Origin of the sequence: Cellulomonas fimi ATCC 484 (genome assembly GCF_000212695.1) — a bacterium.
In the GTDB taxonomy this organism is placed as follows: domain Bacteria; phylum Actinomycetota; class Actinomycetes; order Actinomycetales; family Cellulomonadaceae; genus Cellulomonas; species Cellulomonas fimi.
Genome location: NC_015514.1, coordinates 3,464,621 through 3,489,346, shown reverse-complemented (window position 1 = coordinate 3,489,346; position 24,726 = coordinate 3,464,621). Strand labels below are relative to the sequence as shown.

Here is a 24,726-nt window from a genome sequence, read left to right as displayed (position 1 = left end):
CCCGCACGCCGCCCCGCGCGAGGTCGCCGGCCGCCCCGGTGCGGTCGTCCGTCGCCGGGCCCACACTGGTCGGGTGCTCGACCGCTACGACGGCCACATCCTCGGGCTCGCGACGCAGGACGGCCGCCGGGTCGTCGTGGGCCGGTGGCTCCGCTCGCCGTGGCCGCCGTTCGCGGACGTCATGACGCAGGACGCCGACGGCCACCGCACCCTCGTCGCCCCGACGCGCGCGGTCGCGGACGAGATCGCGGCGACCTACGTGTTCGACGAGGTCGTGCTCGCGCCGGTCCGCGTCGCGTGCGACGCGACGTCCCGACGGTGGACGGTGGACGCCGGCCCCCTGACGGCCGACGTGACCGTCGGCGCCCGCACGCCGCTGGGCGCGCTGCTCGGCCTCGTCCCCGGCCCGCTCACGCGCTCGCGGGTGTTCGCGACGCTGGCCGACCCGGTCGCGCGCGCGTTCCTGCCGGGCGTGCGGACCCGGGGCAGCGCGGGCGGCGGGCGCCGCGAGTGGTACTCGGCGACGGACCAGCACCGCGTCACGGGGGCGCGCGTCACGTGGGACGGGCACGGGTGCGGCCCGCTCGAGCCCGTCGTCCCGCCGGTCGCGTTCGGCTTCTCCTCCGTGCCGCGGCGCCCGACGGTCACCGCGGTCCGGACGACGATCGAGCGGCCTGCACGAACGTGAGCGGGAGGCCGGCGATGCGGTCGGACGCCACCTCGCGCGCATCGACCAGGCCCGCGCCGGCCAGCAGCCGCGCGATGCCGTCGTCGAGGTTGTCCCGCAGCCGGTCGGCGACGTCGCCGCGGCGGTGCAGGTGCCCGCGCCGGGCCGGTCCGCCGTGGTCGTGCGCGCCGAAGTCCAGCACGGTGACCGTCCCGCCCGGGCGCAGGACGCGGGCGATCTCCGCGGCGGTCGCGGCGCGCGCGTCGGCCGGGACGTGGTGCAGCGCGAGCGACGAGACGACGCGGTCGACGCTCGCGTCCGGCAGCGGCAGCGACTGGCCGTAGCCGCGCACGAGCGTGAGCGGGACGCGTGCGCGTCGGGCGGCGCGCGCGGCGCGGCGCAGCGCGGGGAGGTCGGGGTCGAGGCCGGTGACGTGCGCGCCGGGCACCGTCCGTGCCACGCGGACCGCGACCGCGCCGGTCCCGCACCCGAGGTCGAGCACGCGGTCGCCGGGCCGGACCTCGGCGAGGGCGACGAGCCGCGCGTGGCGGCGCCGCACGCCCGTGACGCGGCTGAGCAGGTCGTAGAACGGCAGGTACGCCGCCTTGCCGGCGGGCGGCAGGTAGGGGGCGTCGGCGCCCGTGGGCAGGTCGTCGACGAGCACGACGGCGGGGTGGGGGGACATCGGCATCACCTGTTCGTGGTCGGGGGCGGCGTGGTAGGACGTCGCCGGGGTCCCCTCGAGCGTCCGGCCGGGGGCGGGGCAGGACCAGGACGGATGGTCGGCGATGATGCGACGTTCCTCGGGCACGGGCACGGGCCTGACTCCGCCGGCGTCCCTGCGGGTGCGGCGTCGGCGGGCGGACGGTGCGCCGGTCGTCGGCTACGACCGGCGGCCCGGGCGCGCGCCCGTCGGCGCCGAGTCGTTCACCGGCCCGGAGATGGCGGGAGCCGCGCTGCCGACGGGCGGCCCGCACGCGCACGACTTCCTGCTGCTCGTGCACGTCGAGCGCGGGTCCGGGGAGGTCACGGTCGACGGGCGGACGGTTCGCCTGGCCGAAGGCGACGTGTGCCTGCTCGCGCCGGGCCAGGTCGTCGCGGGCGCGTCGTCGGACGACCCCGGCACCCGCGCGTGGGTCGTGTTCTTCACGGCCGACGCGGTCCCGGGCGCCACGACTGCACCGCTCGCCTGGCGGCACCACCCGCTGCTCTCCGCCTTCGCGGCGGTCGGCGACGGCCAGCCGACGCTGCACCTGCCCGAGGACGAGCGCGCGTCGTGGGCCGCGCTGCTGCCCGTGCTGGCCGCGGAGGCACCCGCGCACGGCCACCCGCCGACCCGGCCGGGGACGCGCGAGGCGGCCACGGCCGCCCTCACGCTGCTCCTCGTCTCGGTCGCGCGCCTCGCCCCGCACCCCCTGCGACCGGACGAGGCTCCTGGATCCGTGCCCGGTCGCGCCGAGGACGTGGCGACGGCGCGCGGCGGCGACCCGCTCGTGACGGCCGTCCTCGCGGCCGTCGAGGAGCTGTACGCCCGACCCGTCTCGACGCGGGACGTCGCCCGGGCGCTGGGGTACACGCCGGGCCACCTCACGACGGCGGTGCGCGAGCGGACCGGACGCACCGTGCTGGAGTGGCTGACCGAGCGCCGGATGATCGAGGCGCGCCGGCTGCTGGCCGAGACGGACCTGCCGGTCGCGGTGGTCGCGGAGCGTACGGGGCACCGGGACGCCGCCTACCTGGTGCGACGCTTCCGCGAGCAGCACGGCGTCACGCCCGCGCAGTGGCGGCGGGGGACGCGCTGACGCACCGCGCGTCGCCACCGTCGCCGCGCGCCCGCCGTAGGCTCCGCGCGTGATCACGCGCTCGGGGTCCCTCTCCGCCGACTACTCACAGGTCGAGCTGCACCTCGGCGACGGTGGCGACGCGACCGCCGAGGACCTGGGCGTGCTCGGGGAGTGGCCCGCGCTCATGACCGCGTGGGACCACCTCGTCCTGACGACGGCCCGCCAGCACGGCACCCTCCCGTTCGAGGTCCAGGTGCACGACGGGCCGGTGCCGCTCGACCCGGCCTGGGACACGGTCCACGAAGCGAGCGTCCGGCTCGGCCCGGGCGCCCGGATGACGGGCTGGGCGGGCGAGGGCGAGGTCGTCGACGTGCCGGTCGAGGACGCGGCGACGTACCGCCTGCGGTACGTGGTCGAGGGCGGGCAGGAGGGCTCCCGCCAGTTCCGCGACGGCTCCTGGGACGACGAGCCGCTGGAGCGGTACATGGTGCAGGTCTGGCCGGACGAGCCGCGCGAGGCCGTGGTCGTCGCGACCGTGCCGTGGTCGCAGTTCTGGGCGTTCGGCCCGGACGCGGTGCGGCTAGTCGCGGAGCTGCAGCACGTGCCGGACCCGGAGCGGCTGACGGTGCTGGTCGACGCCGCTCTCGCGGCCCACCCGGACGTGGCCGCGCGCCTGCGGGCGGGCGACGACCGCTACACGCTCGGGATCCGGCGCTACGTCGGGGAGCTGTTCCGTGTCACCTACGCGCTGCCCGTGTACGCCGAGCAGCGCACCGACCACGAGGGCCTGCAGCGGCTGATCCTCGACCGCGCGGCGCGCTAGCGACGCCGCGCACGCCCCGGCGCGAGGCTGACGGCCGCCCGACGGCGGCCGTCAGCCCGTCGGGCCGGCCCCGTCGAGCACGTGCCGGTCGCCCTCGAACGGGCGCAACGTCGCGGGTGCAGGGAACGGCAGGACGTGCCGCATGACGACCGCGTCGACGTTCCCGAAGTCGTCGGTCGCGACGACGACGCGGTCGGTCGCGACCTCCGCGATCCGCACCCGCACGACGAGGCCGTCGTCGAGCGTGAGCTGCCAGAGGTCGGCGAGCCAGTGCAGCCCGTGCTCGTCGAGCGCCTCCTCGGCCTCGTGCCAGTCGACGACCCCGGTGAGCTCCCGGCCGATCCGGTCGACGGCGACGAACCCGTCGCCGTCGACCCGGACCCAGCCGAGCAGCTCGCGGTCGCCCGCGCGCCGGTGCTCGATCCAGCCCTCGGGCACCCCGGTCATCAGTGCCCGCCGCCGTGCGGCGCGACGACCGGCTTGGCGGGGACGGCGAGCACGACGGGCAGCGTCGCGAGCGACAGCACGGCCCCGACGAGGAACGCGAGGTGGATGCCGCCGGCGGTCGCGGCGGTCGCCGAGGCGCCCTCGTCCGCGAGCGCGATGGACTGCGCGGTGAGGACGGTGACGAACAGCGCGGTGCCCGCGGCACCGGCCACCTGCTGGAGCGTCCCGACGACCGCGGACCCGTGCGAGTACCGCTCGGCGGGCAGCGACCCGAGGGCCGAGGTGAACAGCGGCGTGAACATGAGCGCGAGCCCGGCGGACATCGTGAGGTGCCCGGCGAGCAGCATCCACGGCGAGGAGTCGGGCTGCAGGAGCGTGAAGCCCCACAGCGCGGCGGACAGCGCGACGGCACCGGGGATGAGCAGCGGACGCGGACCGACACGGTCGTAGGCACGTCCGACGCCGGGCGCGAGCAGACCCATGAGCAGGCCGCCTGGCAGGAGCAGCAGGCCCGTCTGGAGCGTCGTGAGCCCGAGGACGGTCTGCGCGTAGATGGGGAGCAGGATGATGACGCCGAACAGCGACACCATGAGACCCGCGAGCAGCGCCACGGACACCGCGAACGTGCGCGAGGAGAAGACGCGCAGGTCGAGCAGCGCGTCGTCGACCTTGGCGAGCGAGCGCTGCCGCAGCACGAACAGCACGAGCGTGACGGCGCCGACGCCCAGGGCGATCCAGGTCGCGGTGCCGACGCCGCCGTCGGTGATCTCCCCCAAGCCGGACAGGCCGTAGACGATGCCGCCGAACCCGAGCGCGGACAGGATCACGGACGCCACGTCGACCTTCGCGTAGCGCGGCTCGGTGACGTTCGGCAGGCGCGCGGCGCCGAGCAGGATCGCGACGACGGCGATCGGCAGGACGAGCCCGAACATCCACCGCCAGCTCAGCACCGACAGGATGAGGCCGGAGATCGTCGGGCCGATCGCGGGGGCGACCGAGATGACGACGGAGATGTTGCCCATGGTGCGCCCGCGCGCGGCGGGCGGGGTCACGGTCATGACGGTCGTCATGAGCAGCGGCAGCATGATCGCGGTGCCGGTGGCCTGCACGATGCGGCCGAGCAGCAGCACGACGAACCCGGGGGCGATCGCGCAGATCAGCGTCCCGACGGCGAACAGCGTCATGGCCAGCAGGAACGCGGGGCGCGTGGTGATGCGCTGCAGCACGAACCCGGTGACGGGGATGACGACGGCCATCGTCAGCATGAAGGCCGTGGTCAGCCACTGCGCGGTCGACGCGGTGATGGCGAGGTCGGTCATGAGCCGCGGGAGCGCGACACCCATGATCGTCTCGTTGAGGATGACGACGAAGGTCGAGACGAGCAGCACGGTGACCGCGAGGCGGTCGCGCGGGGACATGCGGTCGGGGGACGCGGCCGGCGCACCGCTCGCGGCGGGGTCGTCGCGCAGCGGGACGGTCGGGGTCTCGGTCACTGAGGGCACCTTGCTTCCGGTGGCGGGCGGAGTGGTGGCGCGCGCCGCGGCGCGGGGCACCGACGGCGGAGCGTCCAGTCTTCTGGAGGGGTCTGACACGGGTCGAGCGAATACGCCGACCGCGTACGGATCCCCCTGGACCGACCGCCCACCAGCCCACAACTCATCGGCCCCCGCGCTGCTTCCCGCGCCGGGTGGCGCCCTGAGCGGCCCCGACGTGCGCGACCGCCCTCGACAGTCGGCCCGGACGTGCGGCACGGTGCGACTGCCGGACCTCTCCGCGAGGGGACGGGCCGGGGCGGGCACGCCCAGGGACGCGAGAGGGGAGCCGCGTGGCGCCGGGACGAGATCGCCGGCTCGCGTCCGACGTCGCCACCGTCGCGACCCTCCTGACCGGCGGCGAACGGCTCCTCGAGGTCGGCCCCGGTGCCGGGCTCCTGCTGCAGGAGCTCCTCGCCGCGCACCCGGGGCTCGTGGCGACCGCCGTGGACCGCTCGCCCCTCGCGGTCCGACGCACGCGCGGACGCAACGCCGCGGCGGTGGCCGCCGGCCGGCTGACGGTCCACGAGGCGGCGCTCGCGGACCTCACGGCGGCGGTCGGCCCCGACGCGCGGTTCGACGTCGTCGTCCTGGTGGACGTCAACGTGCTGTGGACGGGTCCGGCGACGGCCGAGGTCGCGACGCTCGTCCGGCACCTCGCGCCCGGGGCGGTCGTGGTCGCCGTGCAGCACCCGCCGGACCCGGCGCGGCGCGCGGACATCGCGGCCCGGGTCGCCGCGAGCCTGACGGGCGCGGGCCTGTCGGTCCGCGCCCGAGGGCCCGACGAGGACCCGGACGCGGGAGCGGTCGTCGTCGCGCGCCGCCCGACCACCTAGGGGCGTGCCTCCCCGTGCGGAGCCTGCCGGCGGCGGTCGTCCCGGGGAGCGCGGCCGCACGCCTGTCGACAGAGAGAGCAGGGGTCCGGGCAGGCGCGCCCGGGGCAGCGGCGACCACCCTCCCGACGGTCGGCTCGGCCGGTCGTGCGTGCGGGAGACGCACCGAGGGGCGTCAGACCCGGCGACGCAGCGCCCGGACGGCGACCACCGCGCCCGCGGCGGCGAGGACGAACGGGCCCGCGACCAGGAGCGGGTCGATGCCCTGGTGGTGCGTGTCGACGCGGTGGCCCTCGGTGCGCGAGCGCAGCCCGTGCCGGCGGCCCTCGGCGAGCACGCCCGTCTCCGTCAGGGGGTTGTCGGGACGCAGGGTGGCGAGCGACGCGAGGTGCTGCTCGACGGCGTCGACGCGGTCGGCCGCGACGAGCAGGAGCCAGTGCGCGGCGCGCCCCTCGCTGTAGGCGGCGTAGGCGTGGCGGCGGATCACCCCGGACAGGCCGTGCAGCGGCTGGGCGGTGCCGAACACCGGTGTGAGGCGCGGGTGCTCGACCGACCTCTCGCGCGGGGTGAGCTCGGGCTGCTGCTCGGGCTCGGTCCAGTGCGCGCCGGTCTCGAGGTCGCGGCGCTCGCGCGGGACGGAGGGGCGGTCGGCGGGGTCCTTGTCGGCCCCCCAGCCGGGGATGCGGGCGGCGAGCTGCTCGGGCGTCTCGGGCAGCGGCGGCTTGTCGGCGGTGTACGGCACGGTCGGCTCCTTCGGGCGACAGACGGGCGACAGACGGGCGACGGGCGGGCGACGGGCGGACGGCGGCCGGGCGGTGGCCGGACGGCGGGCAGACGCGTCAGTGCGCGCCCGGCAGCACCAGGGTCTTGATGCAGCCGTCGAGCTTCGCGGAGAACATGTGGTAGCCCTCGGCGATGTCGTCGAGCGGCAGGCGGTGGGTGACGACGTCGCTCGGCCGCAGGTGGCCGGCCCGGACGTGCTCGAGCAGCCGCGGCCACTGGCGCTTCACGGGCGCCTGGTTGGTGCGGATCGTCAGGCCCTTGTTGACGGCGTCGCCGAACTTCACGGCGGAGAAGATCGGCCCGTAGGCGCCCATGACGGACACGGTGCCGCCCTTGCGGACGGAGTCGATCGCCCAGTTGAGCGCGACGGGCGAGCCGCCCTGCAGCTTGAGCTTGGCGCCCGTGACGTGCTGCGTGAGGTTCCCGTCGGCCTCGGCACCGACCGCGTCGATGACGACGTCCGCGCCGAGCCACCCGGTCGTGCGCTTGAGGTGCACCACGAGGTCGTCGACCTGCGCGAAGTTGACGGTCTCGGCGTACGCGAAGGTGCGCGCCTTGTCGAGGCGCTCGTCGAGGTGGTCGACGACGATCACGCGGCCCGCGCCCATGAGCCACGCGGATCGCGCGGCGAACAGACCGACGGGCCCGGCGCCGAGCACGACGACGACGTCGCCCTCGGAGATGTCGCCGAGCTGGGCGCCGAAGTAGCCGGTCGCGCACGCGTCGGTGAGCAGCACCGCGTCCTCGTCGGGCAGCCAGTCGGGGATGCGGGACGGGCCGACGTCGGCGAACGGCACCCGCACGAGCTCGGCCTGCCCGCCGTCGTAGCCGCCCGCGGTGTGCGAGTAGCCGTAGATGCCGCCGACGGCGGTCGCGTTGGGGTTGACGTTGTGGCAGTTCGAGTACAGGCCGCGCGCGCAGAAGAAGCACGTGCCGCAGTAGATGTTGAACGGCACCATGACGCGGTCGCCGACGGACAGGTTCTGCACGGACGGGCCGACCTGCTCGACGACGCCGACGAACTCGTGGCCGAACGTGTGCCCGACCCGGGTGTCGGGGATCATCCCGTGGTAGAGGTGCAGGTCGGAGCCGCAGATCGAGGCGCAGGTGACCCGCACGACCGCGTCGTTCGGGTGCTCGATGCGGGGGTCGGGCTTCTCCTCGACCCGGACCTTGTAGGGACCTCGGTAGACCATCGCGCGCATGGGGCGCCCCTCGCGAGCCGTCGGTGCGCGCCCGGGCCCGACGCTCCCGCCAGGCTCGCACGCGCGGGCTCCGGTGGCGACCGCGGGAGGTCTCCGGCAGGGTCGGCCCATGGGCGACGGAGCTCGACTCGACGGACCGGCGACCGACGCGCTCCTGCAGGCAGGGCGCTTCTTCACGAGGTGGGACGAGACCGCCGACGGGCGGGCCGTCTTCCGGAAGGGCGGGCGGCGCGGCGACGCGTTCTACCGGGACCGGTGGCGGCACGACAAGGTGGTCCGGTCCACGCACGGCGTCAACTGCACGGGCTCGTGCTCGTGGAAGGTGTACGTCAAGGACGGCATCATCACGTGGGAGGCGCAGCAGACGGACTACCCGTCGGCAGGCCCGGACCGGCCGGAGTACGAGCCGCGCGGCTGCCCCCGGGGAGCCGCGTTCTCCTGGTACACGTACTCGCCGACGCGCGTGCGGTACCCGTACGCGCGGGGCGTGCTCGTCGAGATGTACCGGGAGGCGAAGGCCCGCCTGAAGGACCCGGTGCTGGCGTGGGCGGACGTCGTCGGTGATCCCGAGCGCCGCCGCCGGTACCAGCGCGCGCGCGGCAAGGGCGGGCTCCAGCGGGTCTCGTGGGACGAGGCCGTCGAGATGGTGGCCGCCGCGCACGTGCACACGATCAAGCGGTACGGGCCGGACCGGTGCGCGGGGTTCTCGCCGATCCCGGCGATGTCGATCGTGTCGCACTGCGTCGGGACCCGGTTCGTGCAGCTCATCGGCGGCGTGATGACGTCGTTCTACGACTGGTACGCGGACCTGCCGGTCGCGAGCCCGCAGATGTTCGGCGACCAGACGGACGTCCCGGAGTCGGGCGACTGGTGGGACGCGACGTACCTCATGATGTGGGGCTCGAACGTCCCGGTGACGCGCACGCCGGACGCGCACTGGATGGCGGAGGTGCGCTACCGCGGCACGAAGGTCGTCACGGTGTCCCCGGACTACGCGGACAACACGAAGTTCGCCGACGAGTGGCTGCCCGCGCAGGCGGGCACGGACGCGGCGCTCGCGATGGCGATGGGGCACGTCGTCCTGCGCGAGTACCTCGTCGACCGGGACGTGCCGTTCTTCCGCGACTACGTGAAGCAGTACACGGACCTGCCGTTCCTCGTGACGCTCCGGCAGCACCCCGAGGGCGGGTTCGTGCCGTCGAAGTTCCTGCGCGCGTCGGACCTGCCGGGTGCCGCGACCCCGCCGGCCGAGGGCGACGAGTGGAAGACGGTCCTGCTCGACGAGACGACAGGCGCGCCGGTCGTGCCGAACGGGTCGATGGGCTTCCGCTACACCGACTCGGGCGAGGGCCGCTGGAACCTCGACCTGGAGGGCGTGCGCCCGGCGCTCAGCGCGGCCGACGCGCACGGGGCGTCCGAGGCGGTGCCCGTCCTGCTGCCCGTGTTCGACCAGCCGGACGGCTCGGGCTCGGTGCTGCGCCGCGGGGTCCCCGCGCGGCGGGTCGGGGACCACCTCGTCACCACGGTCTACGACCTCATGCTCGCGCAGTACGGCGTCGGCCGGCCGGGGCTCCCGGGCAGCTGGGCCGCCGGCTACGACGACGCCGCCACCCCGTACACACCCGCGTGGCAGGAGGCCATCACGTCCGTCCCGGCGGCCGCGTGCACGCGCATCGCGCGGGAGTTCGCGGCCAACGCCGAGAAGTCGCGGGGCCGGTCGATGATCATCATGGGCGCCGGCATCTGCCAGTGGTTCCACGGCGACGCCACGTACCGCGCGGTGCTCGCGCTGCTCGCGCTCACGGGCTGCTTCGGGCGCAACGGCGGCGGCTGGGCGCACTACGTCGGGCAGGAGAAGTGCCGCCCGCTGACCGGGTGGCTGTCGCTCGCGAACGCGCTCGACTGGTCGCGGCCGCCGCGCACCATGACGGGCACGTCGTACTGGTACATGCACACCGACCAGTGGCGGTTCGACGGGTACCGCGCGGACGCGCTCGCGTCCCCGCTGGCCGAGGGGCACCTCGCGGGGATGCACACCGCGGACACGATCGCGCAGTCGGCGCGGCTCGGCTGGATGCCGTTCTACCCGCAGTTCGACCGCAACCCCCTCGACCTGGCCGACGAGATCCGGGCGGCCGCCGACGCGGGAGAGGCGGACACACCCGTCGACGCGCTCGTCGAGCGGATCACCGACCGGCGCGTGCGGTTCGCGGTCGAGGACGTCGACGCCCCGGAGAACTGGCCGCGCACGCTGATCCTGTGGCGCGCGAACCTGCTGGGGTCGTCGGCCAAGGGCAACGAGTACTTCCTCAAGCACCTGCTCGGCACGCACTCCAACGTCACGGCCGAGCAGTCCGACGTGCGCCCGACGAGCGTGACGTGGCGCGACGACATCCCCGAGGGAAAGCTCGACCTGCTCGTCAGCGCGGACTTCCGGATGACGTCGACGACGCTGCTGTCGGACGTGGTCCTGCCCGCGGCGACCTGGTACGAGAAGTACGACCTGTCGTCGACGGACATGCACCCGTTCGTGCACGCGTTCACCCCGGCGATCGACCCGCCGTGGGAGGCGCGCTCGGACTTCGACGCGTTCCACCTGGTCGCCCGCCGGTTCTCGGACCTCGCGCGCACGCACCTGGGCACGCGCCACGACGTCGTGAGCGTCCCGGTGCAGCACGACACCCCGGGCGAGGCCGTGCAGGCGGGCGGGCACGCGCGGGACTGGGCGCGCGGCGACGCACCCGCCACGCCCGGCGTGACGATGCCGCTGCTGCAGGTCGTCGAGCGGGACTACACCGCGATCGCGGACAAGCTCGCGTCCCTCGGCCCGCTCGCGGACCGGCTCGGGTTCACGATCAAGAACGTCACGTACCGCCTGGAGCACGAGGTCGAGCGGCTCGGGCGGCTCAACGGCGTCATGCTCGGCGGCGCGGGCGACGGGCGACCGGCGCTCGACACCGACGTCAAGCTCGCCGAGGCGATCCTGTCGCTGTCCGGCACGACCAACGGCGAGCTCGCGACGCAGGGCTTCCGGACGCTCGAGCGCCGCGTCGGCAAGCCGCTCGCCGACCTCGCGGAGGGGTCGGAGGAGAAGCGGATCACCTTCGCGGACACGCAGGCGCGACCGGTCCCCGTCATCACGTCGCCCGAGTGGTCCGGCTCCGAGACGGGCGGGCGGCGGTACGCGCCGTTCACGGTCAACGTCGAGCGGCTCAAGCCGTGGCACACGCTCACCGGGCGCATGCACCTCTTCCTCGACCACGACTGGATGACGGACCTCGGCGAGGCGCTGCCGATCTACCGACCACCCCTCGACCTGCACACGCTGCTCGGGGAGCCACGGCTCGGGCCCGACGGGTCGGCGCAGGTCACCGTGCGGTACCTGACGCCGCACAACAAGTGGTCCATCCACTCCGAGTACCAGGACAACCTGCTCATGCTCTCGCTGTCACGCGGCGGGCCGACGTGCTGGATGTCGGTGCAGGACGCCGCCGCGATCGGCGCGGCGGACAACGACTGGGTCGAGTGCGTCAACGGCAACGGCGTGTTCGTCGCCCGCGCGATCGTCACGCACCGCATGCCCGCCGGGATCGTCTTCGTCCACCACGCGCAGGAGCGCACGATCGACGTGCCGAAGTCGGAGAAGACGGGCCGCCGCGGCGGCATCCACAACTCCGTGACGCGCTTGCTCGTGAAGCCGACGCACCTCGTCGGCGGCTACGCGCAGCTGTCCTACACGTTCAACTACCTCGGTCCGACCGGCAACCAGCGGGACATGGTGGCGACGATCCGCCGCCGCTCGCAGGACGTGGAGTACTGACCATGCGCGTGATGGCCCAGATGGCGATGGTGATGAACCTCGACAAGTGCATCGGCTGCCACACCTGCTCGGTGACGTGCAAGCAGGCGTGGACGAACCGCGCGGGCGTCGAGTACGTGTGGTTCAACAACGTCGAGACGCGCCCCGGCCAGGGGTATCCGCGGCGGTACGAGGACCAGGAGCAGTGGCGCGGTGGGTGGACGCTCAACCGGCGCGGCCGGCTCACCCTCAAGGCCGGCGGCCGCGTCAAGAAGCTCCTGACGATCTTCGCGAGCCCCGTGCAGCCGAAGCTCGAGGACTACTACGAGCCGTGGACGTACGACTACGAGAACCTCACCGACGCGCCGCTGGGCGACGACTTCCCCGTCGCGCGCCCCAAGTCGCTCATCACGGGCGAGGACACCAAGATCCGCTGGTCCGCGAACTGGGACGACAACCTGGGCGGCACCGCCGAGATGGGCCACCTCGACCCGATGGTCGCGAAGGTCCGCGCCGAGTCCGAGGACCGGATCCGGTTCGAGCTCGAGAAGACGTTCATGATGTACCTGCCGCGGATCTGCGAGCACTGCCTCAACCCGTCGTGCATGGCGTCGTGCCCGTCGGGCGCGATCTACAAGCGGGCCGAGGACGGGATCGTCCTGGTGGACCAGGACCGCTGCCGCGGCTGGCGCCAGTGCATCACGGGCTGCCCGTACAAGAAGATCTACTTCAACCACAAGACCGGCAAGGCCGAGAAGTGCACGTTCTGCTACCCGCGCGTCGAGGTGGGCCTGCCCACCGTCTGCTCGGAGACGTGCGTCGGGCGGCTGCGGTACATCGGGCTCGTCCTGTACGACGCCGACCGGGTCACCGGTGCCGCGTCCGTCCCGGACGAGCAGGACCTCTACGAGGCGCAGCTCGACCTCATGCTCGACCCGTCCGACCCGGGCGTGATCGCTGCGGCGCGTGAGCAGGGCATCCCGGCGGACTGGATGGACGCCGCCCGACGCTCGCCCGTCTACGCGCTCGCCAAGACGTACCGCGTCGCCCTCCCGCTGCACCCCGAGTACCGGACCATGCCGATGGTCTGGTACGTCCCGCCGCTGTCGCCCGTCGTCGACCTGCTGCGCGAGCAGGGGCACGACGCCGAGGACCACGGCAACCTGTTCGGCGCGATCGAGGCGCTGCGCATCCCCGTGGAGTACCTCGCGTCGCTGTTCACCGCGGGCGACACCGAGGTCGTCACCGGCGTGCTGCGGCGGCTCGCCGCGATGCGCGGCTACCTGCGCGGCATCACGCTCGGCGACGGCGCCGACGAGCGCATCCCCGCGTCCGTCGGGATGTCCGGCCAGCTCATGTACGCGATGTACCGGCTGCTCGCGATCGCGAAGTACGAGGACCGGTACGTCATCCCCAAGGCGCACGAGGAGCGCGGGCACGAGCTCGAGGAGCTCGGCTGCTCGCTCGATTTCGACGAGGGCCCCGGCATGTACGAGCAGGCGCCGTTCGGCGAGGCGTCCGGCCGGCCCGTGCCCGTCGCCGTCGAGACGTTCCACGCGCTGAAGCAGCGGCAGACGTCCGACGGGCTGGCGACGCCCGACGAGATGCGCGGCCGCGTCAACCTGCTCAACTGGGACGGCAAGGGCACCCCCGAAGGGCTGTTCCCGCGCACGGCGCCGGGCCGCGCGACGGCCGACGGGCCGGGCGCGACCGGGGGAGCGACCGACGGTCCGGCCGTGGACGGCCAGCCGTGAGGCGCCGCGCCGCCGAGCGGGCCGCGCGCGACGCGCGCGTCGTCCACCAGGTCGCCTCGTGGTGCCTCGCCTACCCCGACGACGCGCTCGTCGACCGGCTGCCGCTGCTCGTCGCGGCCGTCGACGAGCTGCCCGCCGGGCGCGCGCGCGACGGGCTGCGCCGGTTCCTCGACCACGCCGTCGCGACGCCGCTCGCGGACCTGCAGCGGCGGTACGTCGAGCTGTTCGACCTGTCCGGCCGGCGCGCGCTGCACCTGTCGTACTGGACCGACGGCGACACGCGCCGCCGCGGCGAGATCCTCGCGCGGTTCAAGGAGCGGTACCGGGCCAGCGGCATGCTCGTGCAGACGGGCGGGGAGCTGCCCGACCACCTGCCGCTCGTGCTGGAGTACGCCGCGGTCGCCGACCCCGTCGACGGGCCCGTGCTCCTGCAGGAGTACCGGCCCAGCCTCGAGCTCATCCGGCTCGCGCTCGAGGACGACGACGTCCCCTGGGCGGGCCTGCTCGACGCCGTGTGCGCGACCCTGCCGGGCGCGTCGCCCACCGACCGGGCCGCGGTGCACGCCATGGCGCAGGCCGGGCCGCCGCGCGAGTCCGTCGGGCTCGACGCCGCCGACCCGCGCCTGCTGCCGCTCGCCGGGGGCCTACCCGGCACGTCCGCCGGGCCCGTGGTCCCGGCACCGACCGGGGGAGGCCGCTGATGGACGTCCTGCTGTGGGGCGTCGTGCCCTACCTCGCCATCGTCACGCTCGTCGGCGGGACGATCTGGCGGTACCGGTACGACCAGTTCGGCTGGACGACGCGCTCGTCGCAGCTCTACGAGTCGCGGCTGCTGCGCATCGGCAGCCCGCTGTTCCACTTCGGGCTGGTGTTCGTCATCGTCGGGCACGTCGGCGGCCTCGTGATCCCGCAGGCCTGGACCGACGCCGCGGGCCTCTCGCAGGAGGCGTACCACGCGATGGCGCTGGTCATCGGCGGGATCGCGGGCTTCTGCACGCTCGTCGGGGTCGCGATCCTCGTCTGGCGGCGCCGCCGCACCGGGCCCGTGTTCATGGCGAACCCGTCCCGCTCTCGGCGTCTGCGGGACCTGTGGCGCACCCTCCGGCCGCCCCGCCTCGTGGGCCTCGCGCGCCGACGCGCCGCCGCCGTCGGCTGGGCAGCCGCATGACGACGCCGTTCGACGACCCTCGGCGCGCCACCGGGTCGACCGCGCCGCCGTTCGTTACCGTTCCGAAGGTGACCGTCCCCGCGCGCGCGTCCGGCACGGGACCCGAGCAGGCTCCCGCGCCCGACGCGAACCCGACCGCCGACGACGCCCCCGTCGTCCTCGTCGCACCGCCGACCCCCGGCCAGGTGGTCGAGAGGGCCGTCGAACGCTGGCGTGAGGGCCTCGTCGAGGCCGCCGGCGGGTCGACCCTCGCCGACATGGACCTGCTCGGGGACGCCGCGCTCGACCTGTCGTCCGCGCACCCGTCGGGCATGGCGCAGCTCTTCGCCGGACGCCCCACGCGCCTGTCCAACCTCGTCCGCGAGGGTGCCGCGCTGTCCAACGCCCGCCGCCGGGCCCGGGCCGTCGCGTCACGCGCGACCGTGTACGAGCAGCGGTACGGCATCGCCCCCACGGCCCTCGCCATCGGCGTCGCCACCTGGACCGAGCGGCCCACCGCGCACGCCGCGCACGACGACGTCGCCGCGCTCGCCGACGCCACCCGCGGCGCGCAGGCCGCGCCCCTCGCGTCGGCCCGGTCCCGGACCGTCCGCGCCCCCGTCCTGCTGCGCCCCGTGACCCTGCGCCCCCGCGGCACGGGGGAGGCGGACTACGAGATCGCGCTCGAGCCCACCCTCGACGTCAACCCCGTGCTCGCCCGCGCGCTGCGCACCCGTGGCGCGCTGCTCGACCCCGGGGCCGTCGCGCGCGGCACCTTCGAGAGCGGCGGCTTCGACCCCCGCGGCGCGCTGCACCGGCTCGCGTCCCTCGGCGAGGCCGTCCTCGACGACTTCCGGCTCACCGAGCGCGTCGTCGTCGGCACGTTCGTCCACCCGGGGCAGATCCTCGTCGACGACCTCGACGCGCTCGCCGCCGACCTCGACGCGCACGAGGTCGTGGCCGCGCTGGCCGGCGTCGAGCCCGCACGCGAGCGGCTGCGCACCCGCCTGCCGGACCCCGCCGCAGGGGACCGTGACCCGCACGTCGAGCGCGGCGTCGGCGACCTCGACCCCGCGCAGCAGCACGTGCTCGACGCCCTCAGCACGGGCGCCCACCTGTTCGTCGACGCGCCCACGGGCGCCGACGTCACCGGGACGCTCGCCGCAGTCGTGGCCGACGCCGCCGCGTCCGGCCGCACCGTGCTCTACGTGCCCGGGCACCGCCGTGCCGCGGCCGCGCTCGCCGAGCGCCTCGACCGGCTCGGGCTCGGCGACCTGCTGCTCGACGTCGCACCCGAGGCAGGCTGGCGCACCGCCGCCGCGCGCCGCCTGCTCGGCGCCATGACGCTCGACGCCCCGTCGGTCGACGGGCAGGGGCTCGTCACCCTGCGGGCGCGCCTCGTCGAGCACCGCGAGCGCCTGCGCTCCTACGTCGGCGACCTGCACGCGGTCCGCGAGCCGTGGGGGGCGTCCGCGTACGACGCGCTGCAGCAGCTCGCGCGGCTCACGTCCACGCGGCCCACGCCGCGGACCACCGTGCGGCTCGCCCCCGACGTCGCACGGCTCCTCGACGCCGACCGCAGGTCCGGCCTCGCCGCCGACCTCGTCCGCGCGGGCGAGCTCGGAGCGTTCGACGTCCGGCCCTCCGACACCCCCTGGTACGGCGCGGACCTGCGCACCCGTGCCGACGCCGACGTCGTCGTGCACCGCATCGAGCGCCTGCTCGACGTCGCGCTGCCGACGCTCGTCGAGCGCACGCGCCAGGTCGCCGCCGAGACCGGGCTCACGCAGGCCACGAGCGTCGCCGCGTGGGCCGAGCAGCTGCGGATGCTCGACGGCGTCCGGGGTGCGCTCGACGTGTTCCTCCCCATCGTCTTCGAGCGCACCGCCGCCGACCTCGTCGCCGCCACCGCGACCCCGCAGTGGCGCACGGAGCACGGTGTCGAGATGGGCTTCTGGCTGCGCCGCCGCCTGCGCCGTCAGGCGCGCGACATGGTGCGTCCCGGCCGCCCCGTCGCCGACCTGCACACCGCGCTGCTCGACGTGCAGGCGCAGCGCGAGATCTGGCAGGCGCACTGCCCCGCCGGTGGCTGGCCCCGGCTGCCCGACGGGCTCGAGCACATCGAGGAGGAGCACCGCGCGGTCCGCGAGGACCTCGCCGCGCTCGACGAGGTCCTCGCCGGCACGCCCGCCGGCTCCGGCCTGGCCGACCTGCCGTTCGCCGCCCTGCAGGAGCGGCTCACGCGCCTGCGCGCCGACACCTCCGCCCTCGAGACCCTGCCCGACCGCACCGGGCTGCTGCACCGCCTGCGCGGCGCGGGCCTCGGCGAGCTGCTCGACGACCTCGCGACGCGTCGCGTCGACCCCGCCCTCGCACCCGCCGAGCTCGACCTCGCGTGGTGGAGCACCGTCATCGAGCAGATCCTCACGCAGGACCCGACGCTCGCCGGCTACGACGGCGCGGCGCTCGGCGACCTGTCCGCGCAGTACGCGGCCCTCGACCGTGCGCACGTCGCGAGCCTGTCCGGGCCGGTGCGCGCGGCCGTCGCCCGGCACACCCAGGAGGCGCTGCGCCGCCACCGCGAGCAGGCCGAGTCGCTGTTCGCCGAGCTCGTCGAGGAGCGGCTGACGTCGCTGCGGGACACCGTCGCCCGGCACCCGGACGTCGCCCGCCGGCTGCGTCCCGTGGTCGCCGCGAGCCCCATGCTCGTGCCGCAGGTCCTGCCGCCGTCGCGGTCCGTCGACCTCGTCGTCCTCGACGCCGCCGCGCACCTGCCCGTCGACATGGCCGTCGCGGCCCTCGCGCGCGGCCGCCAGGTCGTCGTCGTCGGCGACGCGCGCTGCGCGTCGGGCAGCGCGGTCCGGGAGCTCGCCGACGTGCTGCCGTCCGTCGCGCTGCACGCCGAGACGTCCCGCCGCGACCCCTACCTCACGGCGTTCCTCGCCGCCCACGGGTACGCGGGGGTCCTCACGCCCACGCCGCTGCCCGAGCACCGGCCGCTCGTGCGGCTCGACGTCGTCGACGGCACGGGGATGCCGGACACCGCGAGCGGCACCGTGGCGTCGACCCGCGCCGAGGTCGAGCACGTGGTCGAGCTCGTCCTCGCGCACGCCCTCAACCACCCGGACGAGTCCCTGGCCGTCGTCACGCCCTCGCCGCTGCACGCGGACGCCGTGCGCGACGCCGTCCTCACCGAGGTCCGCGGCAACCCCGCCGTCGCCGCGTTCTTCGACGGCGGCCGCGCCGAGCCGTTCGTCGTCACCGACCTCGCGAACGCGGCGGGCCTGCGCCGCGAGGCCGTCGTGCTGTCCGTGGGCTTCGGTCGCACCCCGCACCGCCGCGTGCTGCACTCGTTCGGCGTCGTCGCCGAGCCCGGTGGCGACGCGCTGCTGCTCGACGTGCTGGGCGCGACCCGGCACCGCCTCACGGTCGTCTCGTGCTTCGGTTCCGACGACCTCGACCCGGAGCGCGTGCGCGGCGCCGGCCCGCGGCTGCTGCGGGACCTGCTCGCGTTCGCGGCGTCCCGTGGTGAGGGTGCGAGCGGCGCGGAGGTCGCGCTCGTCGCTCCCGGGCCGCGCCCGGACGACGCCGTCGACCTGCGCGACCCGGCCGACGTGACCGCCCGTGGCGCCCGAGCGGATGCGGCTGGCGCCGGCCACGCCGACCTGGCCGACCGCGCCGCCGACGGCTCGGGCGGGGAGCCGGACCGGCTCCTGCTGGACCTCGCGGAGCGGCTCTGGCGGCACGGTCTGACCGTCGAGGTCGACCACGGCATCCCCGGCGGTGCGCGCATCCCCATGGTCGTGGGTCACCCCGACGCGCCCGACCGGCTGCTCGTCGCCGTGCTGACCGACGACGAGGCCTACGTGGGCGAGCCGTCGGTGCGCGTGCGCGACCGCCTGCTCGCGGACCGTCTCGAGCGTCTCGGCTGGACCGTCGTGCGGGTGTGGTCTGCGGCGGCGTTCCTCGACCCGCAGGCCGAGGTCGACCGGATCCGTCGGGCGGTGCACGCCCGGGTCCCCGCGCCGGCCGCGCCGCGCAACGCGCCTCTCGTCCTCGGCGTCCCGACTGCCGTCGACGTGAGCGACGAGGTCGAGGAGCTGCCGCCCGTCACGGCCCCGATCCGCATCTCGGTGCGCACGACCCTGGCCGAGCGGCGTGCCGCCGCGGCCCAGGCCGACGCCGCCCCGCTCGACGCCGCCGCGGCCGCCGCCGACGCCGCCCCGCCCCGCTCGGAGGCCGACGAGCCGACGACGGACGAGCCGACGCCCACCGGCGCCGGAGCCGGCGCGGGTGCTGCGCCGCGGGCCCGCGTGGACGTGACGCCGACGACGTCCTCCGTGGTCCGGTCCTCGAGCGACGGCACCTCGCAGCCGCAGCCCTCGGCGGGAAGCACCGGGACGGCGGCGGACGAGGACGACGCAGCCGGGCACGACGCCCCGGACGGTGCGGTCCGCGCCGAGCGCCGCGGGGACGACGACGCGTCGGCCGTCGCCGGCGGGGCGGGGGACGACGCGCCCGCCGCCGGCTCGGGACCGACCGGTGCCGGGACGAACGGCCACGTGCAGCTCACGCTCGCCGTGCCGGCGACGCCGCGGCCCGACGTGCGCACGGGTCTGCCGATCGGTGCGTACAGCGACGACCAGCTCGACGAGCTCGTCGCGTGGCTGCTCTCGGACGGGCGCGAGCGCAACCGCGAGCAGCTCGCGGCCGCCCTGCGGGAGGAGCTCGGGATCACCCGCCGTTCGTACCGGATCGACACGGCGGTCCGCTCCGCGGTGACGCGCGCGCTGCGCTGAGGCCGCGGCCGGGCCCGGTCCGGGGTGGGATCATCGACCCGTGACGTCCGACCAGCCCCGCACCGCCCTGCACGGGGACGCCGCGGCGCCTCCGGGTGGACGTCGTCCGCGACGGGCGGTCCGGACGGCGGGGACGGTCGGCACGGACGAGGCGGTCCTGCGCACGACGGTGCCCGCGTCGACCGCGGCACCGAGCACGGGCGCGGCGGCGGCGCCGCGGGGGCCGGCTCCCTCCGGCGACGGGCCTCGCCGCGCGGATGCCGGGCGGGCGTCGACCGGTGGAGGTCGCGTCGCGGACCTCGACGGACCGGCCGTCCCGTTCCGCAGCCGGGACGACAGCGACGTGGGCTGGGGCGACGCGACCGACTCGAACGACGACCGCCTCCGGCGGGACCGCCCGCCGCACTGGTGACGGTGCGGGAACGACGCGGGACCGCTCCGGCCCCGTCGTCGGACGAGGGGCGGAGCGGTCCCGTGGAACCGTGCCGTGCTCAGGTGAGCGGGCTCAGGTGAGCGGGCTCAGGGGAGTGGGCTCAGGGAGCGGGCTCAGGCGAGTGGGCTCAGGCGAGTGGCTCGGCCGAGCGGTCGGCGGCGTGGTTCAGGCGAGCGGCTTCGGCGGGAAGGCCGGCGGCGCGTCCGGCCCGCCGGGAGTCCCGGGAGCGCCGGGGACGGTGCCGGTGTCGTTGACGACGGCCGGGCTGGGCCGCGACGCGAGCAGGTCGCGGATCTCCTGGAGCAGCAGGATGTCCTCGGCGGGCGCCTTCGGCTCCTCCTCCTGACCGCGCTTGCGGCGTGCGGCGAGGGCGTTGAGCGGCAGGACGATGACGAAGTAGACCGCGGCCGCGGTGATGAGGAACTTGAGCAGTGCGTCGAGGATGAGGCCGATCGAGAAGACCGCCTCGTTGACCTCGAACGACCAGACGTTCGTCAGGTTCGGCTGGCCGAAGATCGCGGCGATGAGCGGGCCGATGAAGCCGTTCTGGATCGCGGCGATGACCGCGCCGAACGCGGCACCGATGACGACACCGACGGCGAGCTCGATCGCGTTCCCGCGCGAGATGAAGTCCTTGAAGCCCTGGAAGACCTTCGGCAGGCCGCTCAGGTGGTTGCCGGCCCCCCGCAGTCCCTGCGTGATCGAGTCTGTCACGGGCATCTCCCTGTCCGTCGTCGTCGGTGGGCTGCCGGGAACCCGGACAGGCCGGGACGATCATGGCACGACGACCGCGGACAGGACCGAGGACGCGGCAGCCCCCGCCAGGGCGAGCGACTCCTCCGGTGTGACCGCGAGCAGCACGGGCGGCGGGTGGTCGGCGTCCGCGGCGAGGGCGGTCCCGAGCCCGGCGGTCGCCTCGGGACCGGGCGCGGCCGGGGGCGGCAGCACGAGCGCGCGTGCGGCGACGACGGTCGCCGGTCCACCCTCCGGTGTCGCCGCGAGGACGTCGACCCGCCGGCCGGGTTCGAGCATCGCGGCCGCGCCCGTGTCGGCGAGCCGGACGGTCGTGACGACGGTGCCGGGCGGTCCCGTGGCGCCGTCGGCGGCCAGCACACCGGGCACGAGGGGGCTGCCCGGCGTGAGGTCGACGGCCAGGCTCCGGTCCAGCACCTCGTCGACGCGGGCCGCGGCACCGTCGGCGGCGAGGCGCGTCGGCACGTCGACGACCCGGACGTCGTCGGCCGTCAGGCGCGTGCCTGCGACCAGCGGCAGGCCGGCGACGACGACGGGTCGCGTCTCGGGCGGCGCCGGCCGCAGCGTCCCGAGGACCCCGGCGGCGGCGATGCCCAGCCCGAGGGCGGTGACCACCCAGCGCGAACGCCACGCGAGCACCCTCCAGCGCAGGGTTGCGGGTGGGCGCCGGTGGGCCAGCGCCGGTCGGCGGTCCGGGAGCCGGTCGGCCGCCCGCCCGCCGGGCCGGGCGCGGTCGTGGTGCGGGGTCACGCCCCGATGCTCGCGCCGAGCGGCACGAGCCCGCGTGGGCGCGTCAGGGGCCCGTGGAGGCCGTCCGTGCCCTGGGGGCTGTGGACGGCTCGGGCGCTCTCAGCGCGTCAGGAGGACGCGGCCGGGGCCGCGGCGGGCTTCGAGGCGGGCGAGGAGGTGGTGGTCGACGAGGAGGAGGACTCCGCCGGCTTCGACGACGACGAGGAGGACGAGGAGCTCTTCGACGAGGACGTCGTCGACGACGACCGCGCGTCGTTCCGGTAGAAGCCCGAGCCCTTGAACACGACGCCCACGGCCGAGAACACCTTGCGCAGGCGCCCCTCGCACTCGGGGCACACGGTCAGCGAGGCGTCGCTGAACGACTGCTGGATCTCGAAGGCGTGACCGCACGCCGTGCACGCGTAGGCGTAGGTGGGCATGGCTGCAACTCCCTGGCGACTGTCCGCCGCCGACCGGTGGGACGTCCGGCCGTCGGCGGGACCTGGCACTTCCTGGCACTCACATGGTCCGAGTGCCAATGATAACGGGTCGTCCGTCGCGCACATTCCGGCGGTCCGGCGGGCGAGCGGCCCAGGACCCCGCCGCGGGGCGACTCGGACGGCTCCGCCTCGGCCGGGCGGACCGGGACAAGTACCCTCGCACCGTGTCCCGTCTGCGCCTGGTCCGTGTCGCCCTCGCGACCGTCGCCGCCGTCCTGGTCCTCGCCCTCGTCGCGACCGCGGTCGTCGCCGTGGTCGTGGTCCGTCGCCCGCTCCCCGAGGTCTCGGGCGAGCTGGCCCTGCCCGGGCTCGACGCCGACGTCACGGTGACGCGCGACCCGCGCGGCGTGCCGACCATCACGGCCACCACGACCGAGGACCTGTTCCGGGCCCAGGGCTACGTCGCCGCGCAGGACCGGTTCTTCGAGATGGACTACCGCCGCCACGTGACGTCGGGCCGGCTCTCGGAGCTCGTGGGGGAGAACGAGGACGCGCTCGCGGCGGACAAGGTCATCCGCACGTTCGGGTGGCGGCGCGTCGCCGAGCAGGAGTGGGACATCCTCGACCCGTCGACGCGCGACGCGCTGCAGGCCTACGCGGACGGGGTCAACGCCTACCTCTCGACGCGAGACCCGTCGCAGGTCGCCGTCGAGTACGCGGTGCTCGGGCTGCGCCTGCACACCCCGGCGCCGCGCGAGTGGGACCCGGTGGACTCCCTGGCGTGGCTCAAGGCTCTCGCGTGGGACCTGCGCGGCAACTACGACGACGAGCTGGCGCGCGCGCAGACGTTCGCCTCGGTGCAGGACGTGGCGCGCGTCGAGCAGCTCTTCCCCGCGTACGCGGACGACGTCAACGCGCCGATCCTCTCGGCGGACGAGCTCGCCACGACCGCGACCCGGACGGCCGCCACGACGGAGCTCGACCTCACGGACGACGGGCTGCAGTCGGCGCTCGCGTCGGCGCAGGAGGCGCTCGACGCGGTCCCGCACCTCGTCGGCGACGGTGCGGGCGTGGGGTCGAACTCGTGGGTCGTCGACGGGCGGTTCACGGAGTCGGGCGGGCCGCTGCTCGCGAACGACCCGCACCTGGGCATCTCGGCCCCGGGCATCTGGGCGCAGGTCGCCCTGCGGTGCGCCGAGGTCACCGCGCAGTGCCCGTACGACGTCTCGGGCTTCTCGAACGCCGGGATGCCGGGCGTCGTCATCGGCCACAACGCGGACCTGGCGTGGGGCCTGACGAACATGGGCGCGGACGTGACGGACTTCTTCCTGGAGAAGGTCGAGGGTGACGTCACGGTCCGCGACGGCGAGACGGCACCGGTGCGCGAGCGCACGGAGACGATCAGCGTCAACGGCGGCGAGGACGTCGAGCTGACGGTGCGCGAGACGGTGCACGGCCCGATCGTCTCCGACGTGCTCGGCGTCGACGCGGTGCAGGACGCACCGCGGCCCGAGGACGCGCCCGGGCGCCAGCTCGAGGTCGCGCTCGCGTGGACGGCGCTGCAGCCGGGGCACACGGCGGACGCGCTGCTGGCGATGGCGCGGGCCCGCGACGCCGACGACGTGGCGGAGGTCGCGGCGCTGCTCGAGGTGCCGGCGCAGAACATCGTGTTCGCGACGACGGACGGCCACATCGGCTACCAGGCGCCGGGACGGATCCCCGTGCGGTCCACCGTGACGGGCGGCGCGGTGCCGTCGGACGGCACGTGGCCGCGGCCCGGCTGGGACAGCGCGTACGACTGGCAGGGCTACGTCGACCCGGCGGACATGCCGCGCGCGCTCGACCCGGCCGAGGGCTTCGTCGTCGCCGCGAACCAGGCGGTCACCCCCACGGGCGTCGGCCCGTTCCTCACGAAGGACTGGGACTACGGCTACCGCTCGCAGCGGATCCGGACGCTGCTGGAGGAGCGCCTGGCGACGGGCGAGCCGCTCGACGTCGAGGACATGGCGCAGATCCAGGCGGACCAGCGCAACCCCTACGCGGAGGCGCTCGTCCCGACCCTCCTGGAGCTGCCGATCGACGACGCGTTCGACGACGACGGCCAGGAGCTCCTGCGCGACTGGGACCTCGTGTCCGACACGGACTCGGCCGCCGCCGCGTACTTCGCCGCGGTGTGGCGCACGCTCCTGCGGCTCGCGTTCGACGACGAGCTGCCCGACGACGCGTCCCCGACGGGTGACTCCCGCTGGCTGGAGGTCGTGCGCCGGCTCGTCGCCGACCCGTCCTCGCCGTGGTGGGACGACCGCTCGACCCCGGGCGTCGTCGAGGGCCGCGACGAGATCCTGACCCGCGCGATGGTGTCCGCCCGCCGCCAGCTCACGACGCAGCTGGGCCGCGACGCGGAGGACTGGCGGTGGGGGATGATGCACGTCGCCGAGCCGGAGCACCCGGTCCTGGGCGGCCCGTCGCTGCCGGGCCTGGTCCGCAGCTTCGTCAACCCGTCGCCGCTCAGCGTCGGGGGTGGCTCGTCGATCGTCGACGCGACGGCGTGGGACGCCAGCACGCCGTCGTACGCGGTGACCGCGGCGCCGTCCATGCGGATGGTCGTCGACCTGGGTGACCTGGACGCCTCGACGTGGGTGACGTTGACGGGCACGTCGGGGCACCCGGCGAGCGTGCACTACACCGATCAGTTCGAGGAGTGGGCGACGGGCCGGACGTTCCCGTGGCCGTTCACGCGGGAGTCGACGGACGCCGACGCGAAGGACCGGCTGACGTTGGTCCCCGCCTCCTGACGT

17 protein-coding genes and 2 pseudogenes are annotated in these 24,726 nt (G+C 75.4%); 11 read left to right on the top strand and 8 right to left on the bottom strand.

Annotated elements, in window-relative coordinates; all coding sequences use genetic code 11:
- Window positions 1–73 precede the first annotated feature (73 nt).
- Entirely contained in the window at window positions 74–688 is a 615-nt protein-coding gene (locus tag CELF_RS15695) for a hypothetical protein (RefSeq protein ID WP_013772251.1), read from the top strand.
- On the opposite strand, the gene CELF_RS15690 is transcribed toward CELF_RS15695, so the two are convergent.
- Window positions 645–1,352, bottom strand: coding sequence for a class I SAM-dependent methyltransferase (locus CELF_RS15690; protein ID WP_013772250.1), 708 nt, complete (start codon window positions 1,350–1,352; stop codon window positions 645–647). The two genes, CELF_RS15695 and CELF_RS15690, sit on opposite strands and share 44 nt — an antisense overlap.
- 103 nt (window positions 1,353–1,455) lie before the next feature.
- Here CELF_RS15690 and CELF_RS15685 point away from each other — a divergent pair, with 103 nt between their 5' ends.
- Both CELF_RS15685 and CELF_RS15680 read left to right on the top strand, forming a co-directional pair.
- Window positions 1,456–2,469 (top strand): AraC family transcriptional regulator, encoded by a 1,014-nt coding sequence (locus CELF_RS15685; protein WP_013772249.1) that lies wholly within the window; start codon window positions 1,456–1,458, stop codon window positions 2,467–2,469.
- Window positions 2,470–2,518: 49 nt separating this feature from the next.
- Window positions 2,519–3,274, top strand: a complete 756-nt coding sequence (locus tag CELF_RS15680) for a hypothetical protein (RefSeq protein WP_013772248.1) — start codon at window positions 2,519–2,521, stop codon at window positions 3,272–3,274.
- Between the two features lie 51 nt (window positions 3,275–3,325).
- On the opposite strand, the gene CELF_RS15675 is transcribed toward CELF_RS15680, so the two are convergent.
- Complete coding sequence (locus CELF_RS15675; protein ID WP_013772247.1) at window positions 3,326–3,721, bottom strand: hypothetical protein; 396 nt, start codon at window positions 3,719–3,721, stop codon at window positions 3,326–3,328.
- Entirely contained in the window at window positions 3,721–5,214 is a 1,494-nt protein-coding gene (locus tag CELF_RS15670; RefSeq protein WP_013772246.1) for a DHA2 family efflux MFS transporter permease subunit, read from the bottom strand. The genes CELF_RS15675 and CELF_RS15670 overlap by 1 nt, the downstream gene beginning before the upstream one ends.
- Window positions 5,215–5,546: 332 nt before the next feature.
- Between CELF_RS15670 and CELF_RS19675 the strand changes: the two genes are divergently transcribed.
- Window positions 5,547–6,089: a methyltransferase gene (locus CELF_RS19675; RefSeq protein WP_013772245.1), complete on the top strand. Its 543-nt coding sequence runs from the start codon at window positions 5,547–5,549 to the stop codon at window positions 6,087–6,089.
- 172 nt (window positions 6,090–6,261) lie between these two features.
- Here CELF_RS19675 and CELF_RS15660 read toward each other — a convergent pair whose 3' ends face one another.
- Window positions 6,262–6,828, bottom strand: a complete 567-nt coding sequence (locus CELF_RS15660; protein ID WP_013772244.1) for a hypothetical protein — start codon at window positions 6,826–6,828, stop codon at window positions 6,262–6,264.
- Between the two features lie 97 nt (window positions 6,829–6,925).
- Complete coding sequence (locus CELF_RS15655) at window positions 6,926–8,074, bottom strand: zinc-dependent alcohol dehydrogenase (protein ID WP_013772243.1); 1,149 nt, start codon at window positions 8,072–8,074, stop codon at window positions 6,926–6,928.
- Window positions 8,075–8,183: 109 nt separating this feature from the next.
- Here CELF_RS15655 and CELF_RS15650 point away from each other — a divergent pair, with 109 nt between their 5' ends.
- The 5 genes and pseudogenes from CELF_RS15650 (at window position 8,184) to CELF_RS15630 (ending at window position 19,573) form a co-directional block, all read left to right on the top strand.
- A complete protein-coding gene (locus CELF_RS15650; RefSeq protein WP_013772242.1) occupies window positions 8,184–11,894 on the top strand; it encodes a nitrate reductase subunit alpha in 3,711 nt (1,236 codons plus the stop codon).
- A 2-nt stretch (window positions 11,895–11,896) separates the two neighbouring features.
- Window positions 11,897–13,627, top strand: coding sequence for a nitrate reductase subunit beta (gene narH, locus CELF_RS15645; protein ID WP_013772241.1), 1,731 nt, complete (start codon window positions 11,897–11,899; stop codon window positions 13,625–13,627).
- Entirely contained in the window at window positions 13,624–14,328 is a 705-nt protein-coding gene (gene narJ, locus CELF_RS15640; RefSeq protein ID WP_013772240.1) for a nitrate reductase molybdenum cofactor assembly chaperone, read from the top strand. Before narH ends, narJ begins: the two co-directional genes overlap by 4 nt.
- Window positions 14,328–14,702, top strand: a pseudogene (gene narI / locus CELF_RS15635) (respiratory nitrate reductase subunit gamma); the annotation flags it as partial. The gene narJ and the pseudogene narI, both read left to right, overlap by 1 nt.
- 161 nt (window positions 14,703–14,863) lie before the next feature.
- Window positions 14,864–19,573: a hypothetical protein gene (locus CELF_RS15630; RefSeq protein WP_232014258.1), complete on the top strand. Its 4,710-nt coding sequence runs from the start codon at window positions 14,864–14,866 to the stop codon at window positions 19,571–19,573.
- A gap of 598 nt (window positions 19,574–20,171) precedes the next feature.
- Here the strand turns inward: CELF_RS15630 and mscL are convergent.
- Together mscL and CELF_RS15615 are read right to left on the bottom strand one after the other, a co-directional pair.
- Window positions 20,172–20,726, bottom strand: coding sequence for a large conductance mechanosensitive channel protein MscL (gene mscL / locus CELF_RS15620; protein ID WP_013772237.1), 555 nt, complete (start codon window positions 20,724–20,726; stop codon window positions 20,172–20,174).
- A gap of 54 nt (window positions 20,727–20,780) precedes the next feature.
- Window positions 20,781–21,509: an SAF domain-containing protein gene (locus CELF_RS15615; protein WP_126297847.1), complete on the bottom strand. Its 729-nt coding sequence runs from the start codon at window positions 21,507–21,509 to the stop codon at window positions 20,781–20,783.
- Between the two features lie 66 nt (window positions 21,510–21,575).
- Between CELF_RS15615 and CELF_RS21465 the strand changes: the two genes are divergently transcribed.
- Window positions 21,576–21,773, top strand: coding sequence for a hypothetical protein (locus CELF_RS21465; protein WP_311836353.1), 198 nt, complete (start codon window positions 21,576–21,578; stop codon window positions 21,771–21,773).
- Between the two features lie 62 nt (window positions 21,774–21,835).
- On the opposite strand, the pseudogene CELF_RS21460 reads toward CELF_RS21465, so the two are convergent.
- Window positions 21,836–21,928 (bottom strand): annotated as a pseudogene (locus CELF_RS21460) (FmdB family zinc ribbon protein); the annotation flags it as partial.
- Between the two features lie 98 nt (window positions 21,929–22,026).
- On the opposite strand from CELF_RS21460, the gene CELF_RS15605 reads away from it, so the two are divergent.
- Window positions 22,027–24,723 carry a penicillin acylase family protein gene (locus CELF_RS15605; RefSeq protein WP_013772234.1) on the top strand — a complete coding sequence of 899 codons (2,697 nt, stop codon included), beginning with the start codon at window positions 22,027–22,029 and terminating at the stop codon, window positions 24,721–24,723.
- Window positions 24,724–24,726 lie beyond the last annotated feature (3 nt).

What these genes read in the sequence shown, in the direction of transcription:
- CELF_RS15690 (WP_013772250.1), bottom strand. Translation starts at nt 1,352, where the DNA reads ATGTCCCCCCACCCCGCCGTCGTGCTCGTCGACGACCTGCCCACGGGC.
- CELF_RS15685 (WP_013772249.1), top strand. Translation starts at nt 1,456, where the DNA reads ATGATGCGACGTTCCTCGGGCACGGGCACGGGCCTGACTCCGCCGGCG.
- CELF_RS15675 (WP_013772247.1), bottom strand. Translation starts at nt 3,721, where the DNA reads ATGACCGGGGTGCCCGAGGGCTGGATCGAGCACCGGCGCGCGGGCGAC.
- CELF_RS15655 (WP_013772243.1), bottom strand. Translation starts at nt 8,074, where the DNA reads ATGCGCGCGATGGTCTACCGAGGTCCCTACAAGGTCCGGGTCGAGGAG.
- CELF_RS15650 (WP_013772242.1), top strand. Translation starts at nt 8,184, where the DNA reads ATGGGCGACGGAGCTCGACTCGACGGACCGGCGACCGACGCGCTCCTG.
- narH (WP_013772241.1), top strand. Translation starts at nt 11,897, where the DNA reads ATGCGCGTGATGGCCCAGATGGCGATGGTGATGAACCTCGACAAGTGC.
- mscL (WP_013772237.1), bottom strand. Translation starts at nt 20,726, where the DNA reads ATGCCCGTGACAGACTCGATCACGCAGGGACTGCGGGGGGCCGGCAAC.
- CELF_RS15605 (WP_013772234.1), top strand. Translation starts at nt 22,027, where the DNA reads ATGATAACGGGTCGTCCGTCGCGCACATTCCGGCGGTCCGGCGGGCGA.